Genomic DNA, 18,539 nt, shown 5'->3' with positions numbered 1-18,539 from the left:
AAACCTTGAGCGTAGCCGTAGTGGAGGGGTCTTAGGGGCCGGTCCGGGCAGGCGTTCCCCCGGCGGGTGACAGGGGGGCGGGGTACGGGGGCCCCGCGGCCTGCGTCGTCCGGGGGTCCGGGTCAACTCCGCTGTGCGGGGCGCCGGGTTGACGGCGTGACGGACGTCGGGAACGCGCCATACCGGTGGCGGGTCCGAGGGGGTCTCGTGGGGGTCGGAGGGCTCCCTCTCATACGGCTTTCACCGACGCCTCATACGGTGGGGGCATGACGCAGGCGATTCCACCCGGGTGGTACCCCGACCCGGGGCAGACGAGTGACGGTCCTCCCTCCGAGCGGTGGTGGGACGGCGGGGCGTGGACGGAACGGACCCGGGTCGTGGGGACGGGGGGCGATGCGCCGGAGGCGGACGCGGTGGCCTCCGGTTCCGCGGAGCCCTCGGAGCCCTCGGATGCGGTGGATCCCGGGGATTCCAGGGATTCCGGGGCTGGTTCCGAGCAGGTCGGCCCGGTTGCCGGGCCCGGTCCGGAGAGTTCCGTGGAAGGGGGTGTGACGGAGGAGGAACGCGGGGGCGTGGGGCTGGAGAAGGACGCGGGGGCCGTGGGGGCCGTAGGGCCCGCGGAGTTCTCCGGTACTGATACCGGAGCTCCTGGGTATTACGGGGCCGGGCAGGGTGATGTGCTGGCCTCCGGGTATCCCACCGCACCTCAGGGGTACCCCGCGTACCCCGGGCAGGATCCCTACGCGGGGCAGCCCGGTTATCCCGCGGCGCCCGCCGAGAAGTCCCGGAACGGTGTGCGGATCGGGATAGCGGTGGCCGCCGCCGTCGCCGTCCTCGCGAGTATCGGGATCGGGGTGTTCGCCCTGACCAAGGACGACGGGGGTGGCGGCGGGAACGGGACGGCCCAGGGACCGGGCGGCGGCCAGGGCGGGCCCTTCGGCGGGAACGGCGGAGGGAACGGCGGCTCCGGAGGTTCCGGGGGCTCCGGTGGGTCCGGTGGGTCCGGGGGCTCGGGTGGCTCCGGCGGGGGCACTCCCTCGCCCAGGGAGTCCGAGGCGCCCGAGATCAAGAGCGGCGCCGTCACCGACACCGTCAACGGGATCAGCATCCCCATCCCGGACGGCTGGACCGGGCAGCAGATGCAGGTGGGGGCGCAGGTCAACTCCGACTCCACGTACCCGTGCCCCGGCGACACGTCCAAGGGCTGCACGAAGGGCGGTGTCTACTCCGCGCCCGCGATCGCCCTGGGCACGAAGGGCTCCACCGCCGAGGAGATCGCCAAGGCCGACATCTCCGCCAACGCCGAGCAGTCCTACGGCGGGACCACGTACGGCGCGATCACCTCGCACGAGGTCCTCGCGTCCAAGGCGGTGACCGTCGCGGGGCAGAAGGGCTACCAGATCCGCTGGAAGGCGGTGACCAGCAAGGGCGCGGACGGCATCGTGGAGTCCCTCGCGTTCCCGTCCCCGGCCGATCCCACCCGCTTCGTCGTGCTGCGCTTCGGCGTCGACGAGGACCAGAAGGCCACGGTCATCGACCAGATCACCACCGGGATCAAGGTGTCCACGGGCGGAGGCAGCGGCCAGGACGTCTGAACGGAGCCGGCCGGGTGGAGCCCCTCTCCGCTCAAGAAGGGTTCCACCCGGCCGGGGGTGCGCCGCGCCCGTCCCCACGGTGCGGCGCGGCAGGTCGGCGTCCAGTCATCCCGTGGACGGCCGGCCTGGGATCAGGGGATGCCGAGGGCCGGCAGGACGGCGGCCTCGACGAAGCGCAGGAGGTAGCCGGGGTCCGCTTCCTTGCCCTCCAGCACCGGGCGCACCCGCAGGACGCCGTAGAGCTGGACGGGGACGAACTCCAGGGCCGGGTGGTCGGCGGGGATCTCGCCGCGCTCGACGCCGCGGCGCAGTATCTGGCGGACCGCCTCCACCTCGGGTTCGATCAGCGTCTCGCGCAGGGCCTGGCGGAGTTCGGGGTCCTGGATCGCGGCGTGGCCGAGCGCCTGCATGAGGGCGCTGTCCTTGCCCGCCGAGTCCGCTCCGGCGAGGGCCGCCGCGCGCAGGTCGCCCGCGAGGGAGCCCGTGTCGATGCCGGCGAAGCGGACCTCGCGGCAGGAGCGCAGGGCGGCGGCGACGAACTGGGGTTTCGTCTTCCACTGCCGGTAGAGCGTGGACTTGCTGCAGCGCGTGCTGGTGGCGACGCCGTCCATGGTGACGGCGTCGTATCCGCACGCGCGGAGCTGTTCGAGGACGGCGTCGAAGAACTCCTGCTCGCGTTCGGGCGTGAGCTTGGAGCGGCGCGACGCGGCCGTCTCCGGCACCTCCGCGGCCTGCGACGTCATCGTTCTTCCTCTCCGTTTCATTCCCGGTCCGGGGACTGGATCAATGTGGCGAACGTCAATCGATACTCCAGTGTACCGGTACTCAATCGTATCGGTACACTGGCGTATCGATACGCTTTCGTATCGACACTGCGGCCACCGTCGCAGCGCACCACCGTGAACGAAAAGGCATGGGGATGAATGTCCGCACCGAGCCTGGAGAAGAGGCGGGGGCCAGAGCGTCCCGGCCGCCGATAGCCCGCGAGCTGCTGCTGGTCGCAGGGCTCTTCCTCGTCTACAAGTTCGGCCGCCAGCTGGCGGCCGGCCATACCGGGGAAGCGTTCCGCAACGCGCACCACGTGTGGGACTTCGAGCGCTGGGCCCGCCTCCCCTCCGAGCTCGACGTGCAGAGCCTCCTGCTGCACGGCGACGGGCTCGTGAAGGCCGCGAACGTCTACTACGCGACCGTCCACTTCCCCGCGACCATCGCCTTCCTGGTCTGGCTCTACGTGCGCCGCCCCGCCCACTACGTGTGGGCGCGCAGAGTGCTGGCCGCCGTCACGGGCGCCGCGCTGGTCGGCCACCTCTTCTTCCCGCTGGCCCCGCCGCGCATGCTGACCGGTACGGGGCTGATCGACACGGCGCGGATCTACGGGCCCTCCGTGTACGGCCCGCCGCAGACCGACCACCTCTCCAACCAGTTCGCGGCGATGCCGTCGCTGCACTTCGGGTGGGCGCTGATGCTGGCGATCGGCATGATCGTCGCGACCCGCTCCCGGTGGCGCTGGCTGTGGCTGCTGCACCCGGCGCTGACGCTGCTGGTCATCGTCGGCACGGCGAACCACTACTGGCTGGACGCGATCGTCGCGGGCGCGCTGCTCGGGCTCGCGCTGGCCTTCGTCCGGCCGCCCAGGACCCGTACCCCTGAAGTACTACCGGAACCGGAGAAGACGGCCGAGCCCGTCAAGGAACTCGTGGGAGCGGGCCGATGAGCGCCACCCTCGTCGCGATCGTCCTGTCCCTGTTCTCCGCGGTCGCGTACGCCGCCGCGGCCGTCGCGCAGGAGCGGCTCGCGTCCCGGTCCTCCGGGGCGGGGCTGCTGCGGATGATCCGGCGCGGCGCCTGGTGGGGGGCGGTGCTGCTGAACGGCGGCGGCGCGCTGCTGCACGTCGTCGCGCTGAACTACGGCCCGCTGACCGTCGTCCAGCCGCTGGGGGCGCTCACGCTCGTCGCGGCCGTGCCGCTGGGGGCGCGGGTCGCTGGGCGCAGGGTCAGCCGGGCCGAGTGGCGCGGCACCGCCTACACCCTCGCCGGGCTCGCGGCGATCCTCGTCGTGGCGTCCGGGCCCGCGCCGGAAACGGTCCTGAACGGCTCCCAGTCGATCGCCGTCGCCAGTGCCACGGTCGCGGTCATCGCGTTCCTCGCGCGGCCCGGCGCGAAGCCCGGCCTGCGGCACGCGACCGCGTCCGGCATCGCCTCGGGCGTCGCCTCGGCGCTCACCCAGACCGTGACCGTCGCCCTCACCGACACCGGCTCCCTGCCCCTCTACCAGGTCCTGGGCATCGCCCTCCTGGTCGCCGCGTTCGCCACAGCAGGGCTCCTCCTCTCCCAGACCGCCTACCAGGACGGCCTGGGCGCACCCCTCGCCATGGTCACCCTCGCGAACCCGGTCGCCGCCGCGACCATCGGCCTCACCCTCCTCGGCGAGAGCCTCCAGGGCGGCGCCGCGGGCATCCTCCTCGCCCTCGCGGGCGCGGGCCTGGCGGGCTGGGGCGTGGTCCTGCTGTCGCGGGCCACGCCGGAGGTGGCGGTGGCCACGGAGCCGGTGACTGTCGCGGGCCCGGACCGGGTGATCGTGCCGCAGCCGGTGGGCCCGGCCCTGGTGGCCGCCCTGGCCGCGGAGGGTGCCGTCGACGGCGTACACGACTCCGATCGGTACGAGGATGTCGCGCGGACCGGCGAGGCCGGCTACGACGACGGCGTGGGCGGCGACATCGTCGTACCCGACCACATCGTGCTTCCGGAGCCCGCGCGCGAGGACGAGGAGCACCCGGTCGCGGTGGTGCTCGCCCTCCGGCCGGAGTCGGCGTCCCAGGAACCGGCCCTGCTGCCCCGCCCGACGACGGGCCCCGGCCAGCTCACGGCGCTGTAGCGCGCGCCCACGATCAGGGCGGGGGCCGGGGGGCGCGTGAAGCGGCTGAACGGAGCGCGCCCCGGAACCGGCCTCCGCCCCTGCGCCGTGCGTACCCGGTGGGCAGGCGGTCGTGCCTCTGTGGTGCCCCTTCGGACCTTCCCTGCTGGTCGGGGGGCTCGTAGCAAGGGGGGAGAGGCAACACGGTCGGGAGGGTTCGTCATGCGTGCCAGGAGAGAGCGGGCGGAAGAGGTCGACGGGGATCGTCGGGCGGCGGGGCCGGGGCGGCAGGCCGATGCCGTGGCTCCGGTTCCGGGCGGGTCCCTCGCGCCGGAGGTGGTCGGGGCGTTGCAGCGGGCCGTCGGGAACGGCGTGGTGGCGCGGATGATCGGGCGGCAGAGGGGCGAGGCGCAGGAGAGCGTGCAGCGGTCGGCCGTGCACGGGGTGCTGCGGACGCCGGGGCGGCCGTTGGCGGAGCCGGTGCGGGCCGAGATGGAGGCGCGGCTCGGCGCGGACTTCTCCGAGGTGCGGGTGCATGACGATGTGGCGGCGCAGCGGTCGGCCACGGAGGTCGGGGCGCGGGCGTACACGTCGGGGCATCACGTGGTGATCGGGAAGGGCGGCGGGGATCCGCACACCCTCGCGCACGAGCTGGCGCATGTGGTGCAGCAGCGGTCGGGGCCGGTGGCGGGCACGGACACCGGGTCGGGCCTGCGCGTCTCGGACCCGTCGGACCGCTTCGAGCGGGAGGCGGAGCGGACGGCACGCCGGGTGATGTCGGGGCCTGCCCCCGCGGCCGACGTCGGCAAGCACTCCCCCGTGCCCGCCCAGCGGGTGTCCGAAGCCTCCGTCCAGCGCATGGTGAACGAGGAGGAGGGGGACGCGCCCGCGCAGGTCGACCCCTTGCGGGACTTCGCCGCCGCCGCGTACACCCCCGGCGCGGGCGGGACCCCGGGGACCGTCACGCCGGGGCCGCGTGCGGCGACGCTCCGGCAGATCGCGTGGGAGCAGCACTGGGCGCCCATCGCGGCGGTGTGCGCGCAGTACCACTACACGATCGCCGTGCGGGAGACCGGCGAGTTCTCGATCAAGCGGATCGCGGAGGGCGCGAAGCCCAAGCCGCACACCATCCTGGAGAAGTCCATCAAGCCGTCCTCGGTGAAGAAGGAGTACGGCGCCGAGGGCTCCGCCGACGTGCTCAAGTGGCTCGCCGAAGAGGATCTGGACGGTTTCGTCGGGCACTGGGGTCAGGGCGGGCTGCTGGGCGTGCGGATCGACAAGCCGTCCCAGGAGGTCCTGGACCTGGACATCGTGCAGACCGGCGCCAAGGGCGAGCAGTACGTGCCGGTCAAGGTCCTCCAGCCGGGCGGCGGACCGGCGTTGACCACCTTGAAGACCCTCTCGAACTGGAAGACGTACCTGTACACCGGGGACTACGACCTGCACGAGGCGTACTCCACGATGGGCGGCATGGCCGGCGGCGGCCAGATCGCCGAGGCGTCGACCGAGAAGGTCAACATGCTCAACCGGCTCAACGCGGGGGTGGAGCGCAGCTCCAGCACTCCGGTGACGCGCAGGGGCAAGGCGAAGCTGGAGGGGCACGGCCTGCACATGGAGGACTCCGCGTACGCGATGTTCCAGCACGGCGACCAGGCGACCTACCGGCAGAACCAGTACCTGGAGGCGGAGGCGGAGGGGCTGAAGCCGGTGGTGGCGAAGCTGGTGAAGGCGGTGGCGACGGAGAGCGACGAGCCCATGGGCTGGTGCCGCTGGGGCCAGTGGTACGTGACGATGAACAAGGCGGAGCACGCGATGCTGCGCGAGAAGTGGGGGCTGACCACGCCCAACTCGTGGAGCGACGAGGTGGTGGACCGCACGGAGCAGGGCAAGTACAAGACGGCCAAGTACCTCTGAGGGGGTACTACGGGACCGCCCCCCTCAGCGGGTGGGCGGTCCCGTAGTACCCGTAGTCCTACTCGGTGATGATCGCCGGGTCGCTGACGCCCGGCCGCCCGTTCTCGACGTGGCCCGCGAACCGCCGCAGGAACGTCGAGGACGAGTGGGAGGTGACCGTCAGGTCGTACCAGCGGTGGCCCTTGCTCGTCTCGACCGTGCGCTTGAGGACGGCGCGGGGGCGGAGCTTCACCGTGGTGGTGCGGGAGCGGTACGCGTCGGTGACGCGGAGTTCGACCGTCTCCTTGCCCTTGTTGGTGAAGGTGAGTTCGACGTGGTCGCCGACGTGGCGGGCGACGACCTCGGGGCCGGCGTGGGCGCTCTCGCCCTGGAAGGCGCGCAGGAAGCCGCCCGGACCGTGGACGGTGAGGTCGTAGGAGGCGCCCTTGAAGGTGTCGGAGATCTTCTTGCCGGCCTCGGTGGTGTAGCTCCGGGGAGTTACGCCGGCCGTGGTGACGAGGAACGCTCCCCCGGCGTGCGCCCCGGAGGCGAACGTGAGGGTCAGCGCCCCGGAGCCGGCCTTCGCGTCGACGCTGGGCGCGTACTTGAGGGGCCGGGTGGGGCGGTGGCCGCGCTCCTGCCGGGGCAGGGCGGGGTGGGTCGGCGGGGTCGGGACGTAGTCGGGGTGCCGGTCGCGGTCGGCGGGCTCGTAGGCGGCCGTCGACGGCAGGGCGACCGGGCGGACGTCCGCCCGGGAGAAGTCGAACGCGGCCGTCAGGTCGCCGCAGACCGCGCGCCGCCAGGGCGAGATGTTGGGCTCGTGGACACCGAAGCGGCGCTCCATGAACCGGATCACCGAGGTGTGGTCGAGGGTCTCGGAGCAGACGTAACCGCCCTTGCTCCAGGGCGAGACGACGATCATCGGGACGCGCTGGCCGAGCCCGTAGGGGCCGGGGACGTGGCCCGCGGAGTCGCCCTTGAAGAGGTCGGGGCCGGGGTCGACGGTGGAGCGGCCCGCCTCGGGGAAGGGCGGCACGACGTGGTCGAAGAAGCCGTCGTTCTCGTCGTACGTGATGAACAGGGCCGTCTTGGACCACACCTCCGGGTTCGAGGTGAGCGCGTCCAGGACCTGCGAGACGTACCAAGCACCGTAGTTCGCGGGCCAGTTGGGGTGCTCGGTGAACGCCTCGGGAGCGGCGATCCAGGAGATCTGCGGGAGCTTGCCCGCCTTGACGTCGGCCTTGAGCTGGGCGAAGTAGCTCTCGCCGGCCTTGGCGTTCGTGCCGGTACGGGCCTTGTCGTAGAGGGCGTCGCCGGGCTTCGCGTTCTGGTACTGGGTGAAGTACAGGAGCGAGTTGTCGCCGTAGTTGCCCCGGTAGGCGTCCTGGATCCAGCCCCAGCCGCCCGCCTTGTCGAGGCCGTCGCCCGCGTCCTGGTAGATCTTCCAGGAGACGCCCGCCTTCTCCAGGCGCTCGGGGTACGTCGTCCAGGAGTAGCCGGCCTCGTCGTTGCCGAGGACCGGGCCGCCGCCCTTGCCGTCGTTGCCGGTGTAACCCGTCCACAGGTAGTACCGGTTGGGGTCGGTCGAGCCGATGAACGAGCAGTGGTACGAGTCGCAGATCGTGAAGGAGTCGGCGAGCGCGTAGTGGAAGGGGATGTCGCCGCGTTCCAGGTACGCCATCGTCGTGGAGCCCTTCGAGGGGACCCACTTGTCGTACTTGCCGCCGTCGAACGCGGCGTGGCCGTCGTTCCAGCCGTGCGGGAGGTCCTGGACGAAGGCGAGGCCCAGGTCGTCGTGGTCGGGGCGGAAGGGCAGGATGTCCTTCTTGCCGTCCGACTGGTACCAGACCGGCTTGCCGTCCTGGCGGGTGACGACCGGGCGCGGGTCGCCGAAGCCGCGGACGCCGCGCATACGGCCGAAGTAGTGGTCGAAGGAGCGGTTCTCCTGCATCAGGACGACGATGTGCTCGACGTCCTCGATCGACCCCGTCCGATGGTTCGCGGGCAGCGCCGCCGCCCGCTCGATGCTCCCGGACAGCGCGGTGAACGCCGTGGTGGCACCCGCGAGTTGGAGAAAGCGGCGCCGGTTGACCTCTGACATGGGTGACCTCTCGACCTGGGCGGACTTCTTCCGGCCGGTTCGTGTCGGAATGCGTTGCGCCTGGAGTGTCGCGAGGGGGGCCGAACGAGCGGGGTGGGGCGGGTGGCGGTCATGTGAAGGCGGCGGGTACGGGTGGGGTCGGCGAGGTCGGAGGGAGGTAAGAGGCTTACAGAGGCCTACCGGCGCAGGAGCAGGACCAGGACGACGAAGAGGGTGAGCAGGACCAGGGCGAACGTGACGACCTTCGCGGTGTCGTCGGGGGGTGGCGGGGTGCGGTGCCGGGTGGGCGGGGGCTGCTCGTCGTACGCGAGAGGGACGGGGGGTACGAGGGGTACGCCGGCGAATCCGGACTCCGGCTCGTCCCGTTCTCCGCGTTCCTCCCACGGCCGGGTCCTCGCCAGTTCCCGCCACAGCGCGTCCGGCAGCTTCGGCGCGGTGTCCGGTTCGAACAGGGCCCGGTGCCAGAACTCCCGTACTTCCGGCGGCTGTTCCTTCGCCAGCGAGCCCAGCATCCCGGCGACCCTCGGCTCCAGTTCCGGCCGGCACAGACAGGGCAGCACCGCCCAGCGGAACATCCGCACGGCTCCCGCCACTCCCCCGTGCCGGGGGTCCTCCGCGAGAGCCGTGCGCCACGGGTGCCGCAGGAACATGCCCTGCCCGAAGACCGTCCCGGCGAGGGCGACGGCTTCCCCGGACGTCCGCCACCTCGTCCGGCGCTCCAGCGCGCGCAGGATCTCCCGCGCGGCCCGGGGTGACAGGTCGGTCCGCGCGAGTTCCTCGCAGAGGGTGTGGTCGGAGAGGCGGTCCAGTCCGGTCAGCCCGGCGAGGAGGGGGCCGGGGTCCTGCCGGGTGGGGCGCTGATGCCACCACTCCGGGGAGGAGTACTTGGCGAGCCGGCCGAGGCGGCGGGTGCGGTAGGGGAGGCTGCGGTCGGCGCGGGGCGGGGGCTGCTCGGGGGACGGGGGCTGGGGGGTGTGGTGGTCGTACGACTCAGGTAGGGGGGGTATGACGGGTAGGGGGTCGGCGGGGTCGTAGGCGGCGACCGGGGGCAGGGGGTCGGGGGGTGGGGGTAGTGGGGGGTTCGGGGGAGGTACCGGGGTCACGGGGCTCGCGGGAGGTACGGGCAGTACTACGGGGGGTACGGGGGTGACAGGCGTGGGCGCGGGCGTCGGCTCCGGCGCGGGTACTACGGGTACTACGGGTACTACGGGTACTACGGGTACGGGGACAGGGAGGGCTACGGGTACGGGTTCCGGCTCGGCCAACACCTCAGGCGTGACCTCGGGCATCACCTCCGGCACCACCTCAGGCAGCGCCGAAGGAACCACCTCAGTCACCCCCGCACGCACCACCGACGGCACCGCCTCAGGCACCACCTCGGCCACCGCGCCCGCCCGCACCTCTCCCCCTCCCCCCACCAGCCCCCCGATCAGCCGGTCCAGCCGTTCCCCCAGCCCCATGTCCCCGGGCCCCGGGCACCCCCGCAGCACCGCCGCGAGCGCCTCCGGCCGTTCCGGCTCGGCGAGGAACAGCTCCACGAGCCGCGCGGCGACCTGCCGGGCCTCGTCCCTCGGGGCCTGCGCGAAGGAGATCCGCTCCACGCCGACTCCCCCCACCGCCGACCGCGGCCACTCGGGTACGCAGACGAGCCGCAGCCGCGCGTCGGCCTGGGTGTCGAAGCTGGCGTACGTCAGCGACGTGTCCCCGAGCCACTCCCCGAGCATCGCGCACACCCCCCAGATGAGCAGCGGCGCGTAGCTGGCCTTCTCCAGGCTCTGGACCTCGCGGCGCAGGAAGGTGAGCCGGTGCCCCGGGGTCCGGACGAGCTGGGCGACGGCGACTTCGAGCGGGGTGCGGATGTAGGCGACGTTGTTCAGGTAGCGGGGGAACGCCTCCGCGAACTGCGCGCGCACGGCGTCGGCGGGCACCCGCTCCAGTTCCCCGGACGCGTCGTCGGGTACGCCGAGCCACTCCCAGTGCGGGTCGGCGAGGGTGATGGAGTCGCGGGCGGTGAGGAGCGCGGGGTCGCCGACGAGTGCGCGGGAGACGGTCGACTCACGCCCGCGCGCGTCGAACGCAGGCCGGCGGTGGACGACGACGGCGTCGCCGGTGGCGGGGTCGAAGCACCGTACGACGTTGGAGCGGCGGCTGTGCGCGCCCTCGACCCGTAGCAACGGCGCGAGCAGGAGCCGTAGTTCCTCGGCGCGCGCCGAGCCGCAGGAGTACGCGCTCGCCGCGATCCCGGTGGCCCACCGGTCCCGGTTGCCCTCCCAGCGGAACAGCAGGAGGTCGGCCTCAGCGGAGTCCGCCACCGGCGACACCCCCCGCGGCCGTCGTCTCTTTCGTGAACATCCCGCACATGGCGAGGATCGACACGAGAGGGCCCAACACCCGCCGGGAGCGCACGCCTTGGGGGAAGTGGCTGTCGCGGGCGCTGCCCCCGGTCGCGGACGCGAAGTGCAGGGTGCAGCGCAGGGCGCTGTCGAAGGGGCGCAGCCAGCCGGGGTCGGCGTGCCGGCGCAGGAAGGCGTACGCGTCGCGGCTCTCCTCGCGCAGCAGCCGGGGGTCGTGGGCGGAGTCCTGGCCGAGCCAGCGGTCCACGGGCGGTTCGAAGCGCAGCAGGTCGGCCTTGCCGACGACGAGCGCGCAGGGGATGTCGAGGTAGCCGTCGCGCAGTGGGAGCCGGTCGAGGACGGTCTCGAACGTCGGGTCGCTGCCGGTGAGCTGGAGCCCGGCGTCCTTGCGGGGCTCGTCGAGGTAGGGGAGTTTGAGGGCGAGCAGCGGGTCGACGACGAAGACGAGGGCGTCGACGCCGAGGAGGAAGCGCAGCAGGCTGTCGGTGCTGGTGAGGTCCTCGCCGCCGAGGTCGAAGAAGGCGACGGGCCGCACCTGCCGGTCGGCGCCGGTCAGCAGGAGCGCTTCGACGAACTCGGCGAACGAGGTCTGCCCGGTGGCCTCCAACTGCCGTCCCTGGCGCAGCCGTACGACGCGTTCGCGGACGAAGGCCGCGTGGTCGGCGGGGTTGACGGACTGCCAGCGCACGCCGTAGGGGTCGAGGCCGCCGCCGATGACCTCGGCGACCATCTGGGTGAGGAGGTGGCTCTTGCCGCTGCCGGATGCGCCGATCATGGCGACGGTGAAGGGGCGGCCGTTGGTGAGGTAGGGGACGGGCACGAAGTGCGGTTCACCCGAGCCGCCCGCGCACGCCTGGAACGCCGAGCGCAGGATGTCGGCGCGGCGCAGCGGGCTGACGAGTTCGGTGGGGTCGAGGCGTTCGTAGCTGAGGGTCTCGGTGCGGCGGTGCAGGCGGGTCTCGTCGTACTGGAGGTGGTCGAGGCAGTAGGGGCACAGGACGCGTTCGTGGGCGGTCATCAGTAGGCCCTCCCACCGAACCAGGTGCGGCGCCGGGCCGGGGGTCCGTCGGCGGGGGCCGGGGGCGGGTCGGGGACGACGCCGGCCGCCCTGCGTTTGCGTTCCATCGCGCGGTCGTACTCCTGCCGGTGGGGTTCGAGGGGGTCGGGGCGGGCCTCGGCGAGCGCGGCCGGGTCGGGTCCCGGCATCAACCGGGCGAGGATCCGGGCGGGTTCGGGGCGGGTCTCGGCCGACGGGGCGAAGGCGTCGCCGAGTTCGAGGGAGCGGTAGGAGGCGAGGTCAGCCGGGGGTCCGTCGGGGTCGCCGGGGTGTCCGGCGGCGAGCTGGTAGACGATCTGCGCGGCGCTCCACAGCGCGTCGCGGGCGTCGGTGCGGCCGGTGCCGCGCCGCTGTTCGGGGGCGGCGTACGGCGGGGTCCCGGTGGGCCGGCGGGGTGCGCCGAGGGGGACGGCGGAGGCGAGGTCCCAGATCTGGACGTGTTTGCCGTCCCAGCGCACGGCGGCCGGGACGAGGCCCTGGTGGACGAGTCCGACGCTCTCCAGGAGGCGGATCGCGAGCACCAAGTCCCGTTCCACGGTGCGTTGTTCGGTGGTGGAGATGCCGTAGGAGAGGCGGGCGGCGGGTTCGCCGCGCGGGGTCTCGTAGAGGAGGAACGGCTGCTCGGCGTCCATGTCGTGGCCGACGAGCGCCGGGAACAGGCTGCGGTAGGGGGTGGTGCCGAAGGCGCGGTGCACGGCGAGCGCGGCGCGGGCCTCGGCTTCGAGGCGGGGCGGCCCGGCCTCGGGGTCGGCGGCGGTGAGCCGTACGACGCGGCGGTCGGCGAGGGTGACGTCGCGTGCGCTGAGCGGTGGCGGGACGGTGCGGCGGCGCCGGTCGCCGACGGCGGCGGCCTCGGTGCGGCGGACGCCGTGCGGGGTGAGGAAGGACAGGCGGCCCTTGGGGATGTCGTTCACCAGGTGTCCTCGGTGTCGGCGGGGTCGGCGGCGGTCGCGGTGCGGCGGACGGTGCGGATGACGCCGTGGCGCAGGGGGTGCAGGCGCAGGGTGCCGCTGTAGCGGCCGGGGAAGAGGACGGGCTGGTCGGTGGCCCAGGCGGGGCGGCGCGCGGTGTGCGGGGCGAACCGGATCCGGCGGGCCTGTCCCGGGTCCTTGCTGAGCAGCGCGGACTGTTCGGGGGTGACGAGTTCGACGAGCGCCTCCGGGTCGGCGTCAGGGTCGTGGGCGGCGACCCCGAGAAGGGCCTCGGTGTCGGGGCGGGCCCGGTCGGGGCGGTGCGGGGAGGGGGCGACGACGCCGTGCCGGTTCAGGTGGTGGCGGGCGGCGGCGAAGAGGGCGCGTACGTCACCGCCGTCGCCGCGGGCGCGTCCCGTGCTCCAGGCGAGGGTGGTGCGGACGGCGGCGTCGAGGTCGTCGCGCAGGGTCGCGACCAGCGCGGGCCCGCCCTCGCCGGCCTCCCGGCCCAGCCAGCGGGGTACGTCGGGCGCGGTGGCCGTCGGCGGGTCGAGGAGCTGCGGCGGGACGAGCCTGAGGCCCTCGCCCAGGCTGTCGTACGCCCCTTGGCGGGGCCGGGGGATGCCCGCGCACTCCTCGGCGGTGTCGGCGGCGGCCCGCAGCACCCCGGCGCCGGCGCGGGCCAGGTCGGCGAGGTCGCGGCGGGGCCCCGCGGCCCACCAGCGGCGGGCGGCGCCGCGGGCGAGGAGGGCGTCGAGGTCGGTGAGGATACGCCCGGTGTCGTCGGCGCCGGAGGTCCGCCACCAGGTGCCGGCGGCGGCGCGGCGGCCGACCCGGCTGAGCAGCCAGGCACCGAACAGCCCGCCGGCCAGGGCGGGTACGGGCGTCCAGGCGGGCAGGTCGAGGGCGCGTCCGGCGAGGAATCCGGCCACGGCGCCGGGCAGGAAGGCGGCGCTCGCGAGGAGCCCGGCCCTGAGCTGCCGCAGCCCCGCCCAGATCGCGGCGAGCACGACCGGCGCGGTGAGCGGCGCGAACCCGCAGGCGGCGCCCGCGAGGAGGGCGAGCGGCAGGTTCGGGGGGACGGTGTACGGCTGGTGCGGGGTGATCCGGCGGATCCGCGCGGGCGGGCAGCCCCGGTCGACCTCTGCGGCGGCCTCAGTGCTCGCGGCGGGGACGACCTCCTCGCCGAAGGCGACCAGCCGGGCGGCGACCGCGCGCAACGGGGCGCCTTGGTCGAGGAGTTGCTCGGTGGCGGCGCGCAGGGCCTGCCCGAGTTCCTCCCCGGTGACCGCGCTCGGGGCGATCGTCACATCGGCGTCCGGGGGTTCCTCGTACGTCAACACCTCGGCGATCAGGGCCCGGTGGCGTTCCAGGGCCTCCGCCGCGTCGGCGAGCGCGTCGGGGGCGGCGCCGCCGCGGCGGGCCCGGGTCAGGGCGGTGAGGGTGTCGGCGCAGTGCCTGCGGGAGCGGTCGAGGCGGCCGCCCGGGGTGAGGCGGACGTCCGTGCCGTGCCCGGTCGCGTCGAGGAGGTCGCCCAGGTCCAACGCGCCGTCGGGCAGCGGCTGTTCGGGGTCTCCGGCGAGGCGCTGGAGGGCGTCCGTCCAGGCCCGGTCGCGGGCCGCCGGGGACAGGTCGTGCTCCAGGAAGCGGACGGCGGGGACGGCGGCGGAGTCGGTGAGGGCGGCGAGCCGGTCGAGGACGTCGTCGAAGAGGCCGCACAGGACGTCGACGAGGACGGACAGGGCGCGGGGGTCGTCGGGGGTGACGTCGGGGTCGCCGGCCGTGCGGGCGGCGCGCAGGTCGCCGGCCCACAGGAGCCCGCAGCCCTCGCCCTGGAGGGCGGCGGGGCGGGTGAGGCGGGGGCCGTGGTGGGTGGGGCGGGCGGGGTCGGTGGCTTGTCCGGCGGGGGTGCCCCAAGAGGCGTGGGGATCCCATGAGTTGGCGGGACCGGTGCCCCACGCGTCCGCGCCTCCGCCTCGCCCGGCCCCCCAGGTGTCCCCCGAGGTCTCCACGGGCCCCGCGAGCGGGTCCCACGCCTCGGTGACCGGTGCGGCCGGCGCGGGTGGCTCCGGCGGTGGGGTCAACTCCCCTACGGCCAGGGCGAGTACGGAGGTCCGCTTGCCGTAGGCGATGACGCGTTCGTACACGCTGTGCCGCAGTCCGAGCCCGGCCGGCGTGTCGACGATCAGGAACCGGTAGTGGCCGTCGGCGGGTTCGGGCCGCCCGGCCTCGCGCAGCCGCTCGGCGACGGCGGACCGCAGTCCGGCCGCGTCGGCGAGGCCGCTCGCCGCTTGCCTCAGGTCGAGGACGATGACCGGGCTCGTCATTCCACGTCCTTCCACGGGTCGCCGGCCTCACCCGCGCCGGGGCGCCGGGCGGGCTCCTGTTCGCGGGCCTCGGTCCAGGTGCGGGCCGGGGTGTCGGGTTCGTCGCCGGGCCAGCCGTCGCCTGCGGCGGCGACTCCGGCGAAGGGCGGCAGGGGCTGTTCACGGGGCGGCTGCTCGGCGTCGGGGCGGCCGTCCCAGGGGAACCCGGCGTTGGCACGCGGCTCCTGACGATCCATCAGGTTCGCTCGGCCGACACCACCCGCACCACTCACGCCGCCATCACCCCCCGCACCACCCCCACGATCCGTCCCGTCGATCTCCAGCAGCGCGCGCCGCAGCGACCGCAGCGTCGGCGCCACCGCGTTCTTGTCGGCGAACGGGGTGTCGAGCGCGGCGGGCAGCAGCTCGGTCCAGAACTCCAGGAGGGAGTCGGCCCATTCGCCGGAGGTGTGCACGGAGCGCGCCAACCGGTCCCGGATCAGGGCGATCTGACGGGGTGCCAGTTCCTCGACGACGTACGTGTACAGCGGGTGGGGCTCCTCGCCGAGGTTGTTGGAGCTGCGCTCCATGAGGGCCTGGCAGTAGGTCTCGACGACGGCGTCCTCGTTGAGGAGGGCGATCTGTTCGTAGGCGTGCAGGACGCGCGCCCAGCCGGAGACGCCCTGCCGGGGCCTGGCGTCAAGGCGCAGCTCGATGCCGGGGACGTCGGTGGTGACGTCGTCGGGGAGGCTGCTGTGCAGGCGGACGAGGACCTTGACGGGCTCGGGGTCGGTGCCCTCGACGACCTCGACCTGCCCCTTCCACAGGGCGCACAGCAGCCGGTGCAGGATCTCGCGGCGGTCCTCGGCGGTCGCCGCGAGCCATTCGCCGCCGCGTCCGAGGCGCTGGCGCCAGTCGAGGTAGTCGGCGGCGACCTCCGTCTCCCGTGCCTTCGCCCAGCGCTTCAACACCTTGCGGACCTCGGGGACTTCGGTGAGGCTCATCTCGCGGCGGAACAGGACGACGGTGATCGAGTCGGTGTCCACGCCGTTGAACTCGGTGCTGCCGCGCGGCAGCGAGAGGTGCTTCCTCAGGTAGTCCTCGACGGTGTCCTTCGCCGACGAACGCGGGTAGACGACCAGGACCTTGAGGGGTCCGCCGCCCTCGGGGACGAAGCCGTGCGGGATCAACCCGGCGATCTTGAACCGGAACTGGTCGAGGGCGGTCTTCCCCACGGCGTCGGCGGACGCGGCCACCCCGGCCGCCGCCTCCAGCAGCATGGCCATGGACGGCAGAAGAGGCTTCTCGTCGTGCAACGTGCCGCTCTGCGCGAAGAGTTCCTTGATCTTCTGCTCGATGACCGCCTTCACCGGCGCGACCGCCGCGTCCGGGTTGCGGCGGGCCGTGGTGCGCGCCGCCTGCCACTGCTCGGCGCCGACCAGCGCGTGCACGAGCGCCGCCTCGTCGTCGCTGTCCCTCAAGTTCTCGCGCTTGGTGAGGCGTTCACGCAGGTCGTCGTAGAAATCGGTGAGGTTGTTCTGCGGCGGCAGCAGGTAGGAGACGCCCGTGCGGTCGTCGTACAGCTCCAGGACCTGCGCCTTGTAGGCGCGCGGCTCCTCCTCGCGGTGTTTGTGGAACGCCTCGACGAGGGCGGAGATCTCGGCGGTGAGGGCGGCGGCCCTGGGGCGCCAGCGCTGTTCCTCCTTGCGCCACGCCTCGTGCCAGATCGCCTTGGTGCGCGCCGCGTACCAGGTGTTCTGCTCGGCCTCGGTCTGCGCCTTCAGCTCGTCGTGCCGGGTGCGGGCGAGGCGGGCGACGATGCCGTCCTTGAACTTCGGTACGGGGGGCGGGAGAAGGGCCCGGTGCTCGCCGCCGCCGGGTTCGCGGCCCCGGTTCTCCAGCATGCCGACCACGCCCTGCCGGGTGACCGGGTCGGGGTCGCCGGGGACGCCCTTGACGACGCGTTCGACCTGGAAGGGGTCCATGGTGCGCAGGGCGCGTTCCAGGGCCGTCTGCGGGGAGAACTGCTCGGCGAGCACCGGCACGCGGCGCGCGACCCGGCGCCGTAGATCCTCCAACGTCGCCTGCATCTCGCGCAGTCGGGTCGTCAGGGACTCCTCGATGCCGGCCCCGCCGCGCTGCGCGGGGCGTGCCTCGGGCGGCGGGAGGGGGTCGCGGTTCCACAGCTCCTCCAGGCCGGCGTCCGCGAACATGCGGCGCACCGTCCCGGCGTACTCGTGGCTGTGCTGGGCGGAGGAGTCCGCGAGCCGGCCCACGCCGTGGGCGAGGAGGCGGGCCGAGACCAGGTCGGCGAGGGGCTCCAGGGGGACGGTCATGGAGGCGACGAGGCTCGTCGAGACGCCTCGGTGGCCGATGCCGGACTTGGCGCGGATGCGCCGCTTGGCGTCGGAGTTGATGAAGCTGGACGCGAACGTCTGGTGCTCGTCGTCCCGCCCGGGCGAGTCGCCCAGTTCGGCGCCGATCAGCGACATGATGAGCGACACCATGGAGCGGCGCAGGTCGTCGGGGCGGATCCCGGCGGTGCGGCTGAAGAGGAACGCGGTCGGCATGACGCCCGCGTCGAGGCGCACGGTGCGGTCGTGGGGGTAGCGGATCGCGGTGCCGGAGGCGTGGTCGACGTCGCCGATCACGTCGTCGGCGACGGGCACGTTCTGCTCGTCGACCAGCCGGAACAGGTCCACCACGGCGCGCGCGGCGTTGAGTTCGGCGTCCCGGCCGCCGCCCTTGGCCAGCGGGAACGCGGACGGCATGACGACCAGCGGGTAGATGCGGGCGCCGCTGAAGTTCTTCTCCTTGAACGCCTGCCCGATGAAGTGCAGGTAGTCCAGGAAGATGCCGGTGCCGGTGCCGCCGGCGACGGAGAACGCCACGAACACGTCACAGCCGGAGATCGGCCCGCCGTCCAGCCGGCTCAGCTCGCCGCCGGAGCGCCCGATGATGTCGATGGCCTGCTGCAACGGGCCCATCACCGGCGTCATGTCGTCCCGCAGCAGCGTCCCGAACAGGGCGGCGCGGCCGACCGTGGGGAGCTGGCCCGCGCCGTTGCGCAGCGGGGTGATCCGCGGTTCGGTGGCCTGCGGGGGCAGCCAGTCGCGGGTCTCGCGGGGGATCGCGGCGCGCAGTTCGCGGGTGACGCTCGGGGAGCTGTCGTAGCCGGGGAGCAGGTCGTGGGTGGCGCGGGCGGTGCGCGCGTACGCCGCCTGGAGCGCGGGTTCCACGCTCAGGTGCGGGAGCCGGGCGAGTTCGGCCTCGCTGTAGTCGGCGTACACGAACTGGAGGCATTCGGGCAGTTGGTAGCGCTGGTTGATGCCGCACGAGGCGAGGGCGGTGCCGTCCGGGCCGCACAGGGCGGCGCGCAGGCGGCGTTCGAGTTCGGCTCCGACGAGCCCTCCGGTGCCGCCCAGGCCGACGAAGAGCATCGGTTGGTTGATCTTCATGGGGTGCCTTC

General features: G+C 73.6%; 11 protein-coding genes and 1 pseudogene. 5 read left to right on the top strand and 7 right to left on the bottom strand.

Going from position 1 to position 18,539, the window contains the following annotated elements:
• Positions 1–266 precede the first annotated feature (266 nt).
• Both ACLZOT_RS24790 and ACLZOT_RS24785 read left to right on the top strand, forming a co-directional pair.
• Positions 267–344: pseudogene (locus tag ACLZOT_RS24790) on the top strand (hypothetical protein); the annotation flags it as partial.
• Between the two features lie 204 nt (positions 345–548).
• Positions 549–1,595, top strand: a complete 1,047-nt coding sequence (locus ACLZOT_RS24785; protein WP_416971350.1) for a hypothetical protein — start codon at positions 549–551, stop codon at positions 1,593–1,595.
• Between the two features lie 131 nt (positions 1,596–1,726).
• On the opposite strand, the gene ACLZOT_RS24780 is transcribed toward ACLZOT_RS24785, so the two are convergent.
• On the bottom strand, positions 1,727–2,338 hold the full coding sequence (locus ACLZOT_RS24780) for a TetR/AcrR family transcriptional regulator C-terminal ligand-binding domain-containing protein (protein WP_416971251.1): 612 nt from the start codon (positions 2,336–2,338) through the stop codon (positions 1,727–1,729).
• A 176-nt stretch (positions 2,339–2,514) separates the two neighbouring features.
• On the opposite strand from ACLZOT_RS24780, the gene ACLZOT_RS24775 reads away from it, so the two are divergent.
• From ACLZOT_RS24775 to ACLZOT_RS24765, 3 genes are all read left to right on the top strand, one after another.
• Complete coding sequence (locus ACLZOT_RS24775) at positions 2,515–3,309, top strand: phosphatase PAP2 family protein (protein ID WP_416971250.1); 795 nt, start codon at positions 2,515–2,517, stop codon at positions 3,307–3,309.
• Positions 3,306–4,469: a DMT family transporter gene (locus tag ACLZOT_RS24770; protein ID WP_416971249.1), complete on the top strand. Its 1,164-nt coding sequence runs from the start codon at positions 3,306–3,308 to the stop codon at positions 4,467–4,469. Before ACLZOT_RS24775 ends, ACLZOT_RS24770 begins: the two co-directional genes overlap by 4 nt.
• Before the next feature lie 201 nt (positions 4,470–4,670).
• Complete coding sequence (locus tag ACLZOT_RS24765) at positions 4,671–6,362, top strand: DUF4157 domain-containing protein (protein WP_416971248.1); 1,692 nt, start codon at positions 4,671–4,673, stop codon at positions 6,360–6,362.
• 58 nt (positions 6,363–6,420) lie between these two features.
• Here ACLZOT_RS24765 and ACLZOT_RS24760 read toward each other — a convergent pair whose 3' ends face one another.
• From ACLZOT_RS24760 to ACLZOT_RS24735, 6 genes are all read right to left on the bottom strand, one after another.
• On the bottom strand, positions 6,421–8,442 hold the full coding sequence (locus tag ACLZOT_RS24760) for a phosphocholine-specific phospholipase C (RefSeq protein ID WP_416971247.1): 2,022 nt from the start codon (positions 8,440–8,442) through the stop codon (positions 6,421–6,423).
• Between the two features lie 176 nt (positions 8,443–8,618).
• The gene (locus tag ACLZOT_RS24755; RefSeq protein WP_416971246.1) at positions 8,619–10,754 is read right to left on the bottom strand and encodes a hypothetical protein; all 2,136 of its coding nucleotides are present in this window, start codon (positions 10,752–10,754) and stop codon (positions 8,619–8,621) included.
• Positions 10,738–11,814 (bottom strand): hypothetical protein, encoded by a 1,077-nt coding sequence (locus tag ACLZOT_RS24750; protein ID WP_416971245.1) that lies wholly within the window; start codon positions 11,812–11,814, stop codon positions 10,738–10,740. Before ACLZOT_RS24750 ends, ACLZOT_RS24755 begins: the two co-directional genes overlap by 17 nt.
• Entirely contained in the window at positions 11,814–12,767 is a 954-nt protein-coding gene (locus ACLZOT_RS24745) for a hypothetical protein (protein WP_416971244.1), read from the bottom strand. The genes ACLZOT_RS24750 and ACLZOT_RS24745 overlap by 1 nt, the downstream gene beginning before the upstream one ends.
• Positions 12,764–15,091 carry a hypothetical protein gene (locus tag ACLZOT_RS24740; protein WP_416971243.1) on the bottom strand — a complete coding sequence of 776 codons (2,328 nt, stop codon included), beginning with the start codon at positions 15,089–15,091 and terminating at the stop codon, positions 12,764–12,766. Before ACLZOT_RS24740 ends, ACLZOT_RS24745 begins: the two co-directional genes overlap by 4 nt.
• Positions 15,088–18,528 carry a tubulin-like doman-containing protein gene (locus ACLZOT_RS24735; RefSeq protein ID WP_416971242.1) on the bottom strand — a complete coding sequence of 1,147 codons (3,441 nt, stop codon included), beginning with the start codon at positions 18,526–18,528 and terminating at the stop codon, positions 15,088–15,090. The genes ACLZOT_RS24740 and ACLZOT_RS24735 overlap by 4 nt, the downstream gene beginning before the upstream one ends.
• Positions 18,529–18,539 lie beyond the last annotated feature (11 nt).

Source organism: Streptomyces sp. 4F14 (assembly GCF_048159485.1).
Classification (GTDB): domain Bacteria; phylum Actinomycetota; class Actinomycetes; order Streptomycetales; family Streptomycetaceae; genus Streptomyces.
Note: the sequence above shows the minus strand (reverse complement) of the source record. Positions and strands in the feature narration are given on the sequence as shown.

Excerpts from the sequence above, each read along its gene's own strand:
- ACLZOT_RS24780 (WP_416971251.1), bottom strand. The coding sequence starts at position 2,338 with ATGACGTCGCAGGCCGCGGAGGTGCCGGAGACGGCCGCGTCGCGCCGC.
- ACLZOT_RS24775 (WP_416971250.1), top strand. The coding sequence starts at position 2,515 with ATGAATGTCCGCACCGAGCCTGGAGAAGAGGCGGGGGCCAGAGCGTCC.
- ACLZOT_RS24770 (WP_416971249.1), top strand. The coding sequence starts at position 3,306 with ATGAGCGCCACCCTCGTCGCGATCGTCCTGTCCCTGTTCTCCGCGGTC.
- ACLZOT_RS24765 (WP_416971248.1), top strand. The coding sequence starts at position 4,671 with ATGCGTGCCAGGAGAGAGCGGGCGGAAGAGGTCGACGGGGATCGTCGG.
- ACLZOT_RS24760 (WP_416971247.1), bottom strand. The coding sequence starts at position 8,442 with ATGTCAGAGGTCAACCGGCGCCGCTTTCTCCAACTCGCGGGTGCCACC.
- ACLZOT_RS24750 (WP_416971245.1), bottom strand. The coding sequence starts at position 11,814 with ATGACCGCCCACGAACGCGTCCTGTGCCCCTACTGCCTCGACCACCTC.
- ACLZOT_RS24740 (WP_416971243.1), bottom strand. The coding sequence starts at position 15,091 with ATGACGAGCCCGGTCATCGTCCTCGACCTGAGGCAAGCGGCGAGCGGC.
- ACLZOT_RS24735 (WP_416971242.1), bottom strand. The coding sequence starts at position 18,528 with ATGAAGATCAACCAACCGATGCTCTTCGTCGGCCTGGGCGGCACCGGA.